General features: G+C 39.3%; 8 protein-coding genes and 2 rRNA genes. 5 read left to right on the plus strand and 5 right to left on the minus strand.

Features of this window, described 5'->3' with window-relative positions:
• Positions 1 to 18: 18 nt before the first annotated feature.
• Complete coding sequence (locus tag AB0A59_RS00920) at positions 19 to 633, minus strand: hypothetical protein (protein WP_458745662.1); 615 nt, start codon at positions 631 to 633, stop codon at positions 19 to 21.
• A gap of 209 nt (positions 634 to 842) precedes the next feature.
• Here AB0A59_RS00920 and AB0A59_RS00925 point away from each other — a divergent pair, with 209 nt between their 5' ends.
• From AB0A59_RS00925 to AB0A59_RS00935, 3 genes are all read left to right on the plus strand, one after another.
• Entirely contained in the window at positions 843 to 1628 is a 786-nt protein-coding gene (locus tag AB0A59_RS00925) for a copper resistance CopC family protein (protein WP_458745664.1), read from the plus strand.
• Positions 1629 to 2529: 901 nt separating this feature from the next.
• Positions 2530 to 3998, plus strand: a 16S ribosomal RNA gene (locus tag AB0A59_RS00930).
• Between the two features lie 795 nt (positions 3999 to 4793).
• Positions 4794 to 7750: ribosomal RNA gene (locus AB0A59_RS00935) — 23S ribosomal RNA — on the plus strand.
• The 16S and 23S rRNA genes sit together here, the layout of an rRNA operon.
• A gap of 294 nt (positions 7751 to 8044) precedes the next feature.
• Here AB0A59_RS00935 and AB0A59_RS00940 read toward each other — a convergent pair.
• Together AB0A59_RS00940 and AB0A59_RS00945 are read right to left on the minus strand one after the other, a co-directional pair.
• On the minus strand, positions 8045 to 8413 hold the full coding sequence (locus AB0A59_RS00940) for a hypothetical protein (RefSeq protein WP_458745665.1): 369 nt from the start codon (positions 8411 to 8413) through the stop codon (positions 8045 to 8047).
• Positions 8414 to 8461: 48 nt separating this feature from the next.
• Positions 8462 to 8926, minus strand: coding sequence for a GNAT family N-acetyltransferase (locus AB0A59_RS00945; RefSeq protein WP_458745666.1), 465 nt, complete (start codon positions 8924 to 8926; stop codon positions 8462 to 8464).
• 425 nt (positions 8927 to 9351) lie between these two features.
• Between AB0A59_RS00945 and AB0A59_RS00950 the strand changes: the two genes are divergently transcribed.
• Both AB0A59_RS00950 and AB0A59_RS00955 read left to right on the plus strand, forming a co-directional pair.
• On the plus strand, positions 9352 to 9771 hold the full coding sequence (locus AB0A59_RS00950; RefSeq protein WP_458745668.1) for a response regulator: 420 nt from the start codon (positions 9352 to 9354) through the stop codon (positions 9769 to 9771).
• A 38-nt stretch (positions 9772 to 9809) separates the two neighbouring features.
• Positions 9810 to 11630 (plus strand): sensor histidine kinase, encoded by a 1821-nt coding sequence (locus AB0A59_RS00955; protein WP_458745670.1) that lies wholly within the window; start codon positions 9810 to 9812, stop codon positions 11628 to 11630.
• Between the two features lie 158 nt (positions 11631 to 11788).
• On the opposite strand, the gene AB0A59_RS00960 is transcribed toward AB0A59_RS00955, so the two are convergent.
• Together AB0A59_RS00960 and AB0A59_RS00965 are read right to left on the minus strand one after the other, a co-directional pair.
• Complete coding sequence (locus AB0A59_RS00960) at positions 11789 to 12013, minus strand: hypothetical protein (protein ID WP_458745671.1); 225 nt, start codon at positions 12011 to 12013, stop codon at positions 11789 to 11791.
• A 157-nt stretch (positions 12014 to 12170) separates the two neighbouring features.
• Positions 12171 to 12446, minus strand: coding sequence for a hypothetical protein (locus AB0A59_RS00965; RefSeq protein WP_458745673.1), 276 nt, complete (start codon positions 12444 to 12446; stop codon positions 12171 to 12173).
• Between the last annotated feature and the right edge of the window lie 132 nt (positions 12447 to 12578).

Genomic DNA, 12578 nt, shown 5'->3' on the forward strand with positions numbered 1-12578 from the left:
ATAAAAATAAATAAAAAATTAGGTGGAGGTTCTATTTAGCTGTTGGCTCATCTCATATTGTGAAATATATGGTTCAGGGAATCCTACTCTATCTTCAGGACATCCAAAACCTCCTTGCAGTGCCTTTCTCACAACATTTTCAGAAATGTCGACTGTAGAGTTATCGGAAGGTGCAGTTTCTCCGCCTGGTTGACATGAGAATGTTACATCAAAGTTTGTCCCATTGATGTTTCCATAAATACGATAATCAAATGTTGTTGCAACTGTTGGATAGAATGTCTCAGATTCATATTTTCCTACTTCACCAAATGCAGGGTCCATATTGGATGTCATGTTTTTGTCACCTGCTAATATTTCCACCTTTAACATGTTTTCTAGCCCCGTGATTGGTTGAGTGCCATTTGCTCTACTGTTAGTTGGATCAGAAGCATCCGGCCAGTATCCATCAAGTGTTGCGGCTGTCTTGTCATCTACATATAATGGTTCATTTGCAGAACCAATAACAAACAAGTAATCTTTCCCGTTTATATCAAAAAGTGCCCTTTGGTGTGCATATGACATTTGCAATGAATGAGCTGTCAACATCGAGGCTGTGATTACAGCTCCCAAAATAATCAGATGATTTTTATTCATTAAAAGTTTATGTCTAAAGTTTATTATAACAATTGTTGTACAATCTTCGAACGCATTAGTTGGCTCCGAGAATTTGACATGAGTTGCGTAGTCATGATCTTGTATCCGAAGGAAACTCACATTCCAACTATTATCTTGAAATCATATATACTAGAGAATTCGACATTTGTACAATAATGATATTATACCTTAGTAGTAAAGAATAGAATGTGAATTTTTCAACAATTTTGCCTATTGCTGTGGTTTCTATCATAGGAACTGGTATATTGATTTTGGCATCTGTATCCTTGTTACCCGTATTTGGTCATGCAAGCCCAGTCACTTATTCACCTACACCCAATGAAATAATTGATTCTTTAAAGTCTGTGCCTGACCAAGTAATTATCACATTTACTGAAAATCCTGAGCCAAGAGCAAGCAATATCAAAATTATGAATTCTAATAATGAAAGAATTGATAACAATGATTTAAAAGCATCTGATTCAAATAAGTCGCTTTCTGTTACTTTAGATTCCTCTAAAATCATCTCAGGTGTTTATACTGTCAATTGGCTTGTATTATCAAAAGACGATGGCCATATTACAAAAGGCTCTTATGTTTTTTCAGTTGAAGATAACAGTAGTAAACCTCAACAACTACACAAACAAAATATATCAAATGTGTCACCAGGTTATTCTACTAACATTACAACCGCTAACGATGTAGTTCTTAATTTTGATATTACTCCCTTTGAACTGGGTCCTAATACCTTTGACCTTTATATCTATCATGTAAATGGTACCGCCGTTGAAAATATTAGGAGTGTATTTTTAGAATTTAATAATCCTGACAAGAACTTGGGACCACTTGTTGATACTATGAAAAAAGTAGGGGCAGGGAATTATTCCTCTGCTGGAAATTATCTTAGTCAAGAGGGTAAATGGGAAATAAAAATAACTGTTCAAAGAATTGGTGAATATGACATCAACCAGCGAGTCGAGGTGGATGTCAAATAAGCAATTTGTAAATGCTAAGATATTACAGGGTCGTTCAGAATATAACTAAACATATTCACTCCTCGAGTATCTACGTTAAATGAAATATGATTTATCAAACTAATTCTATTATTCGTTGATATTTTTGATTTTGGATCAAGACATGGGTCAAATCGTAGTAAAAGCCGGGATATAATTTGCAATAATTCTCGTCCAATATCTGCTTCTAATCAAATATATTCGTAACCTAAGGTTAATATTATGCTGCACAAAAATCTATTTTGACTTGCAATATGCAAGTCGTACAGGAGTTAGAAAGTGAATAGAAAAATTAGTAGCTATACAAAGTAACTACTTTTCCATGAAACAACTAATCGATGTCATTAATCTAGTTAACATGAAATGATGAGGGAGATTCGATCAAAAAATCAGTGCTGACCTGATAGATTGAATCTGACATGGGAATGATCAGATAGATGATATCGAATAATAGGTCATTATAATGCTATTATAATTGCATTAAAGATGATCCTATAGAACAAATCTAGTTAATTGTAATTTTTTATTTGTAACTAAAAAACAACATACAAATCTAGTTTTTCGATCGTACTCTTTCTCTTTATTGTTAATCTCTAAAAAATAGAGCTTTAATAATAAAGAAAGAACTCAATAAACGTCCTTTCAAATCTTATTACTTTTCCTTATTCCTTATTTTGTCTACAATCTAAAATCTAAATGAGATAAGAAGTAAGAAGTAAGAAGTAAGAAGAGAATTGGACGAATTATTATATAAACACATACAAGTAAACAGACAAACAAACTCGTAAAAAAAAGTTAGTTTGTTTGTTTATTTATATGAGAATCAACCGACGATTTATAATAAAGTAAATAATAATTCTACAGCCGTTATTTACTTTATTTGACTCCGGTTGATCCTGCCGGACCCGACTGCTATCAGAGTGGGACTAAGCCATGCGAGTCAACATAGCAATATGTGGCATACGGCTCAGTAACACGTAGTCAACATGCCCAGGGGACGTGGATAACCTCGGGAAACTGAGGATAAACCGCGATAGGTCATCACTTCTGGAATGGGTAATGACTTAAATCTATATGGCCCCTGGATTGGACTGCGGCCGATCAGGCTGTTGGTGAGGTAATGGCCCACCAAACCTGTAACCGGTACGGGCTCTGAGAGGAGGAGCCCGGAGATGGGCACTGAGACAAGGGCCCAGGCCCTATGGGGCGCAGCAGGCGCGAAACCTCTGCAATAGGCGAAAGCTTGACAGGGTTACTCTGAGTGATTTCCGTTAAGGAGATCTTTTGGCACCTCTAAAAATGGTGCAGAATAAGGGGTGGGCAAGTCTGGTGTCAGCCGCCGCGGTAATACCAGCACCCCGAGTGGTCGGGACGTTTATTGGGCCTAAAGCATCCGTAGCCGGTTCTACAAGTCTTCCGTTAAATCCACCTGCTTAACAGATGGGCTGCGGAAGATACTATAGAGCTAGGAGGCGGGAGAGGCAAGCGGTACTCGATGGGTAGGGGTAAAATCCGTTGATCCATTGAAGACCACCAGTGGCGAAGGCGGCTTGCCAGAACGCGCTCGACGGTGAGGGATGAAAGCTGGGGGAGCAAACCGGATTAGATACCCGGGTAGTCCCAGCTGTAAACGATGCAGACTCGGTGATGAGTTGGCTTATTGCTAACTCAGTGCCGCAGGGAAGCCGTTAAGTTTGCCGCCTGGGGAGTACGGTCGCAAGACTGAAACTTAAAGGAATTGGCGGGGGAGCACCACAAGGGGTGAAGCCTGCGGTTCAATTGGAGTCAACGCCGGAAATCTTACCGGGGGCGACAGCAGAGTGAAGGTCAAGCTGAAGACTTTACCAGACAAGCTGAGAGGAGGTGCATGGCCGTCGCCAGCTCGTGCCGTGAGGTGTCCTGTTAAGTCAGGTAACGAGCGAGATCCCTGCCTCTAGTTGCTACCATTATTCTCAGGAGTAGTGGAGCTAATTAGAGGGACCGCCGTCGCTGAGACGGAGGAAGGTGGGGGCTACGGCAGGTCAGTATGCCCCGAAACCCTCGGGCCACACGCGGGCTGCAATGGTAAGGACAATGAGTTTCGATTCCGAAAGGAGGAGGCAATCTCTAAACCTTACCACAGTTATGATTGAGGGCTGAAACTCGCCCTCATGAATATGGAATCCCTAGTAACCGCGTGTCACTATCGCGCGGTGAATACGTCCCTGCTCCTTGCACACACCGCCCGTCGCTTCATCGAAGTTGGTTCTTGGCGAGGTGGTGCCTAATTGGTACTATCGAACCTGGGGTCAGCAACGAGGGAGAAGTCGTAACAAGGTGGCCGTAGGGGAACCTGCGGCCGGATCACCTCCTTAGTTATTATATTGTAGTAGTGGTAGTGGGTTAGAATGGGCCTTGTGCTCTTTCTAATCTGCGAGACTTTACAATACTTATACTAATAAAATAAATAAATCCCTAAAAGGGAGTGCAATCAAATCAAAACTGATCAATCAATTCCTTCATTTTTCATACGGTTTGAAAAATTAGAATTGTATGTTGTAATTTTATGCAAAAAAATAATTATATTTACTAGCCCAAATTTTATAGGTGTAGTCTGTGTAAATATTATAATAGATATCACTAAAGTGAAGAATTATGATATCATCTATCTGATCATCCCAATTAAAAAAAAATCAGCAAATGTAGTATCGGATGCAATTCTTTGTCTCATGTAAATGAGAAGGAGTAGAAGATAAAGAATGAAGTTGATGTAGTAAACGTGAGTTTACAATAATCATCATGTATAGGAAAACTCCAATCATATGTGAATAGAAAGTAAAATACATAGAATAGATAATACTAATTCAAAATTATTTATGATAATAGATAATATTCTATTCGCGTAATAATGGAATAGTGAAATGTAGTAAAATATTATGTGTAACTGGTTTGTAGTGCAAACAGAGATTTAATGTATATGTATATAAAAAATATGCATATACTTTTACATCATACAAAATACGAAATACCAATACCAATACGAAATACATATACCAACCATTGAATTGAATTAGACTTTTCTACCACAAGTGGAACTAAGAACTAACTAGATCCAAAGGACAAAGAAAGAAAGGAAAAAACTCCAAAAATTAGTTTATAATAACTACTGGACTGGTGCAAAGACGCCGATTGGTGGATGACTCGGCTTGATAAGCGATGAAGGACGTGGCAAGCTGCGATAAGCCTGGGTTAGGTGCATGCGACCGACGACCCCGGGATTTCCGAATGAGGTCTCTCTATACACTCCCATGCTTTAGTTAGCTAGGGAGAGCAAACCGTCCGAAGTGAAGCATCTGAGTAGGACGAGGAAGAGAAATCAATTGAGATTCCGTTAGTAGCGGCGAGCGAAAGCGGAACAGCCCAAACTGAATCTGTTATGGTAACATGATAGAGATGTGGTGTTACGGATATGACGTATAGGATCCTGTAATCGAAGCTAAAGTGTATGGAAAGTACCGGAATAGAGGGTGATACCCCCGTAGGCGAATGAGAGCAGGATTCTGTCATATTCAGAGTAACTGGCCTTGGCAGTGGCCAGTGAAGATGGGTGAAAGTAGCATCCAAGGCTAAATATTCATCAAGACCGATAGAATACTAGTACCGTGAGGGAAAGTTGAAAAGTACCCCGGAAGGGGGGTTAAAAGCGCCTGAAACCAATCGGTTACAGACGTGTATGGCTCGAAAGGATTTCTAGAGTCATACGTTCCGTCTAGAAACACGGGCCAGGGAGATTGCTGTCATGGCGAGCTTAACCTTTAACAGAGGGAAGGCGAAGGGAAACCGAATTTGCGCATTTTTTCATCTGAAAAAAGAGGCAATGGATCTGAAAGGGTCTTGAGTCATGGCAGTAAGGCTAGAAACCGGACGATCTAGTCCTGGATAAGACGAAGGTGAGCGAAAGCTCGCTGGAGGTCTGCAAGGGTCCTGACGTGCAAATCGGTCCCCTGATCTGGGATTAGGGGTCAAAAACCAATCTAGTCCGGTGATCGCTAGTTCCCACCGAAGTGGATCGCAGTCCTGCCTTAGCTGAGATTGCTTGTACTGTAGAGCACCGATCGGGCGGTAAGGGCTCGAAAGAGCTCGCCATCCATTCGAACTCCGAATGTGCAAGCGTCGTAGAAGCTAGGAGGCGGGTTTATGTGGGGTAAGCCTCATAACCGAGAGGGGGACAACCCAGACTAAAGTTAAGGTCCCCAAATGTCTACTAAGTGTCAAACCAAAGGGTGTTTTCGAGCAAAGACAGCAGGAAGGTAGGCTCAGAAGCAGCCATCCTTCAAAGAGTGCGTAACAGCTCACCTGCCGAGCTCGAAAGCCCCGAAAATGTTCGGGGCTCAAGTAGACTACCGATACTTTAGACCACCGACGATGTCGGTGCGTGGTAGGTGGGCGTAGTGTTTGGGTAGAAGCTGGGCTGTAAAGTCCAGTGGACCGAACTACTAGTGCAGATCCTGGTGGTAGTAACAGCATAGCCGGGTGAGAATCTCGGCGACCGCATGGGCAAGGGTTTCCCGGCAATGCGTCATCAGCCGGGAGTTAGCCGGTCCTAAAAACAACCTCAACAGAATTGTTTGAATGGGAAACTGGTTAATATTCCAGTGCCTTGAAAGTTCGTTATACCTCTTCTGTCGCTTCCGGATAGGGTAAGCAGAACCGTCGTTCTGTCTAAGTACTCTAGCTTTGAGGAGTGCCGTAATGGCGAGAATTAAAGCGAGATACCAATGGCCTTCCGCAAGGAGGGTTTGCTTGATTCCAGGAGACAATGAAAGCAGAAATAGGAAGATACTTTCAAGACCGTACCGAGATCCGACACTGGTGCCCTGGATGAGAAGTCTAAGGTCTATCGGGTATACCGTATGGCAAGGGAACTCGGCAAAATAGCTCCGTACCTATGGTATAAGGAGTGCCTGCAGTTTTTACGAGGAGTAGGGACTGCAGGTCGCAGTGACTAGGGGGTCCCGACTGTTTAATAAAAACACAGGTGGTCGCTAGTCCGAAAGGATGTGTATGGCCTCTGTATCCTGGCCAGTGGCGGTACCTAAAACCTGGGTTCAACTGGGCTAAGGGCCGCTAAACGCCGGGAGTAACTCTGACTCTCTTAAGGTAGCCAAATGCCTTGTCGGGTAAGTTCCGACGTGCATGAATGGAACAACGAGGGCCCCGCTGTCCCTGCCTACAACCCGGTGAAGCCACATAACGGGGACGAACAGTCCCCGAACCTCTGTCGGGGAGAGAAGACCCTGTGGAGCTTTACTGCAGCCTGTTGTTGCGATATGGTGTCAAATGCAGAGAGTAGCTGGGAGCCGTTATGGTCAGTTCTCCGGGACTGATCTAGGCAAAAGTGTAACACCAGCCATTTGTTACCGTATCGCTAACCTGTTTAACAGGGACATCGGCAGGTGGGCAGTTCGGCTGGGGCGGCACCCCCTTGAAAATGTATCGAGGGGGCCCAAAGATTGGCTCAGGCGGGACAGAACTCCGCCGGTGAGGGCAAAGCCAAAAGCCAGTCTGACTGGATTCCCAATGATACGGGATTCAGAGGCGAAAGCCGGGCTTAGCGATCCATCATGTCCTCACTATTGGGGGCTGGTGGTGACAGAAAAGTTACCCTAGGGATAACAGGCTCGTCGCGGGCGAGAGCTCCCATCGACCCCGCGGTTTGGTACCTCGATGTCGGCTCTTCCCATCCTGGTTCTGCAGCAGGAGCCAAGGGTGGGGCTGCTCGCCCATTAAAGGGGAACGTGAGCTGGGTTTAGACCGTCGTGAGACAGGTCGGTCTCTGCCTGACAGGGGCGTGGTTGTCTGAGGGGAAGTTGCCCCTAGTACGAGAGGAACAGGGCAGCGCAGCCTCTGGTTTATCAGTTGTCCGACAGGGCAAGCTGAGCAGCTAAGCTGTTTAGGATAACTCCTGAAAGCATCTAAGGAGGAAGCCTTTCCCGAGAAAAGACAACCTTCCGTAAGGAGGAGGGCGGCCATAGAAGATGGCGTTGATGGAATGGAGGTGTAATTATCAAGCCTTCGGGCGAGATATTCAGCCTGCCATCACCAATAGCCCAACGCACCTGATCTGTAATTAAAAATAAAATAAAATAAAATAATTACAACCGACAGAAAAAAAAGTAGGTTAAAAATAGATAGATAGATAGAAGGTATAAGGCATAAGGCATAAAACAACAACAGCAGCAAAGCACTACACGCACACAAAAATATGAACTACAACTTGCTATTTCATGCGTAAAGAATAGATTTACTATTTGTCTAAGTATGATAGTATGATAATGTTTAAAGAATTTTATGATATTTTTTCTAAATGAAATTTTATGATTGGATTTTCTTTCAGTTTATGATAGCACATAATGAATTCAAACTAATCTGCTATTTGAAATCAATGCTCGAGTTCTGTTACTATCTATGGCTTCTTCGATAAATGCATTTACGGTCTCAATCGAATATAATTTCAAAATTTCAACCAATTTAGACTCCCTGTTCAATTCATAATTTTTAATTTTGTCTTTGTATTTATTTTCTATTACAATTTTGTTTTGAACTAAGTGAGGGATGATTCTTTGGACTGTTCTTAGAGGTATTTCGCTAGATCTGCTTATTTCTGCAGTGGTAAAATTAAACTGCTGATTTATTATAAGAAAATCAATTACTCTAGCTATACTGTTTCTGAAAATTCTTTCCAGTGGTCTGTTCTTTATGAGTGTTGATTCTGTATTTTCATTCATGTTTAATATTCTTTGTAATAATATAAATTGTTTGCGCCAAAACTGGCGCTATAAGTCGAATCTTAACATTATAGCTCTCTTCTTGAAGCCTATTTTCTCGTAAAATTTCGATACTTTTTCATCACAATCAAGAATTACTTTATAGCATCCACGTTCCCGCGATATAGTGATTAGCTTTTTTATTATTTCTTTTCCAATACCCCTACCTTCATACCCCTTTCTTGTTGCTACATCTTCTATGTGTCCTACCTTACCTCCGTTATGTATGAATTTTTGTTCTATGAATAATGTGGCCGTGCCGATGACTTCTCGACTCTTTGCATCTTCTGATATAATTATCACATAATCCTTGTTCGCCATGATTTCCTTTATGATTTCTTTTTTTATCTCTTCATTTGTATTGATACTGCCTATCGTTGATAAGTTTGAGAGGGTTTCAAAGAATCCATTATCAAAATCATTCTCTTCAATTTCTCTTATTGTGAATGACATGCTTTTTAAATTATTTAGCATTGTTAAATTAATCTTTATTATTAAGTAATTATTATAAAACACGAAAATTAGATTGATGATATTAAAATCATATAAAATCTCTTCTCGGTGGTTGAATGTACAATTAGTATCTATATTCATGATGCTGTCTCGATTAATCCAAGTCTTTTGGGCCCTGTAGTCTGTTCCCCAATTTATCATTCTCATCATACTGTATCTTGAGATGGTCTTAGTTTTGAAATGAACACTCTCTGGGTAGATGATATCACTTGTTAAATACATTTTACTATTGCTGACCTTATTTTTTCATGGAAGGACTTTATTCTATTATAATTAAACTATTAAATGTCTTTAGCTCATAATATTGTATAAAGAAATTATTGATTCTTTAGAAATGCTAATTAATATATTTCCTTTAATCAATTATTAGTGTAAAAATAATATCCATGACGTCCGAAGTTGAAATTAACAATCCTTACAAGAATAAGATGGCTAGAATAATGGTAGTGGATGATGAAAAAGATATTCTTAGAATTATTAAGAGAGATTTGGAAATAACAAATGAATTTCAGGTAGAAGTATTTTCGAGTGGACAAGATGCATTGAGCTCATTTAAGAATCATGAATTAGGCTACTATGACGTAATCATCACTGATATTAGAATGCCTAGAATGAATGGATTTGAATTGTATAGACATATCAAGGAAATGCGCCCTAATACCAAAATTGCTTTCATTACTGCGTTTGAAATAAACAGAGATGAATTTACAAAAGTTCTTCCTTCAATTGATGTTAAAGACTTTATTATTAAACCGATCGATATGAATGATTTAATTTTTAAGATTAAATCTATGTTAGCAATTTAAATGGCACTTTCATATCAAAAATGTTAAACAGCTTGTAAATGATAAGCATAGTATCGTCTAGAAATAATATTTTCTTGCTAATTCTTGTAATTGGCGTAGGTATTTCTTTATCTATACTATCTTATCATTATTCTGGTCTAACCGCAGATCAAATTGGTGAAATTGCTTCCAGTGATATCCGGTCAAACGCTATAATTGAAACAGACGGTCTTTCTAAAACTCTGTTGCACATTATAGATCCAGTATCTACTAACCTCGAGATCTTATCCAAAATTGTAAATTACAGCAATATAGATGGAACCAAAATAATTATGGATGAAGTTCAGAACTCCACAAAATCATTGACGGAGGGATACTATTGGATAAATGAAGATGGTCGAATAGTCTCAATAAGCAACGTTAACTCTAGTATAATTAAATCATATAGTAGTATTGATTTGAGTAACAGAGAATATTTTGTTATCCCTAAGGAGACTCATACTAGCTATTATAGTAGTGCAATCGAATCTATAGATAAAATTCCACGACTTTATATTTCGTTTCCTATTTTGGAAAATTCCACTAGAGAGTCTGTATTTAAAGGGGTCATCGTTGCTTCAATCAAAATCCATGAATTGGGTCGTTTTTTACAAAGCGAGTTAGCCCCTCAAGTAGCAGGAAATGTTGGATTAATGGATAAGAATGGTATTATTATTTACGGTAGTAATCCTTCGCTCATTGGAAAATCCTATCTCGGGGAAGAACTTCAATCCCTAGTACCTGAGGAAATTCGAGGACCTTATAATTCTCTTTTGGCTAGATCTCTTCAAGGATCTGCAGGAGCCGAAGATCTAATATTGATTGGAGGAAACAAGACTACTATTACATATCAACCTGTCTACATAGGTGGAAAGTTTCTGTGGACTTTGTTTGTAAGCTCTCCTCATCAGTTAGCAGCTGAGGTGGGATTTTTGATAAATAATCAGAAAAATTTTAGCACTTTAATGATCCTAATAATTGGAGCAGTAGCCTTGGGCATTGCGTTTTTGATCCTTTCCTGGAATAAACGACTGGAGTCGGCAGTAAATTCGAGAACTATCGAGCTAAAGGATGCCAATAATTCATTGATAAAATATAATAAATTACTTGAATCGGCCAATGAGAAATTAAGCATTCATGATAAAATGCAAAAAGAATTCATAAATATTGCCGCTCATGAATTGAGAACTCCCATAATGCCTATTCTTGGAGATGCGATATTTCTTGAAAAGCAATTCGAGGAGGGGAAAGAAGAAGTCAAAGTTGACAGAGAACAAGTGAGTTCTATTATTAGGAATGCCAAACGCCTAAAGAGATTGGCATCAGATATTTTGGATATTACCAAGATCGAAAGTCAGTCCTTGAAGCTTAACAAAGAACGCTTTAATATTAAGGACATTATTTTGTCATCTATCAGTGATACAAAAACCCAGTTATCAAGTAGTAATCCAGAACAGCTAGAAAATTTGAATATAGTGTATGAACCCAAAGACATCTTTGTATTTGCAGATAAGAATCGAATAACCCAGGTTATTTTTAACCTTCTTGGTAATTCTGTAAAGTTTACTGATAAAGGGTCGATCGGCATTGATGTAAAAATCGAGAGAGATGGGGTAAAAAATGTTGAAAATGTGATCGTCAGTATATGGGATACTGGACAAGGTATCGATCCTGATATGCTCCCAAGATTATTTACGAAATTTGCTTCGAAGTCTTTTGAAGGTACGGGTCTAGGCTTGTTTATATCAAAAAGTATTATTAATTCTCATCATGGAAAAATCTGGGCGGTAAATAATCAAGATGGAGGTGCTACCTTTTATTTTAAAATACCTCAACAATGAATTGAATGGGGAGCAATCATTGTAGCTTTTCAACTTTTATATAATTCGAGTTGATCTCGACTTTGAAGTATAGTATTAGAATGGAGGAAATACTATCCTACAAAGTACAATGAAACAAGATACAGGTGCTGGGTCTAACGATGCTTAGTTTTTTAATATTATGCAGGGTTATTTTCTTTTTCGCGTTTGGTTTTTTTGTCTAGTCTTTTATTCCATAACCTACTTGCGACGAATAGTAAAACTATGGTTATTATCAATGATATTTCGAGGATTATTAAACTCGTAATGGTTAGTGTCTCAAATATTTGAATCAATACTATGCCCATTATATTTCCGGTAATAAGTGCGATAAAAAAAATCTTTAATATCTCCTTCCTTGTCATGCCGCGACTATCTCTCCATATAATAAAATTAAATATATTTTTATTGAATTGACTTGTTTACCTTGATCGAATAAATATTGAATTGATGTAGTCCATATTTAGAATCTACCGTATAAAATATCAAATAAATAATGTTTTATTGAAAACTATCAAATCCTCAATCGTCAAAATCAAACCTTCCTCCTATGTCTCCACCTTGCAAGTCTACATTTTCTGTTCCGCCTGTTTCTGTGCCCGCTCCAGAATCAGATTTCGTCCCTGTGGCACCGGTATTGCCTGTGTATTCAGCCATCGAACTCTCGATTGGATTAAGGGCCATACCCAAAAGGGATATTAACGATATAAAGAACACCATATCCATAATACCCGAGAAAATCAAAAATGGCTCCATGATCTGTTGTTTCCATAAATGTTTGGAGTTGGGCTTTATCACCTTGTAAACACCACTGCTGAACTTGTCTTAACTTATTCTCTAGTTCATGTTATTTTGAAGTTAATACCTTCACCCCGTGTCTGTTAATCTATACTGCGCTTTCTTACCTAAGAAAAATATTTTCTTTTCTAA

This window comes from Candidatus Nitrosocosmicus sp. T (assembly GCF_054408485.1).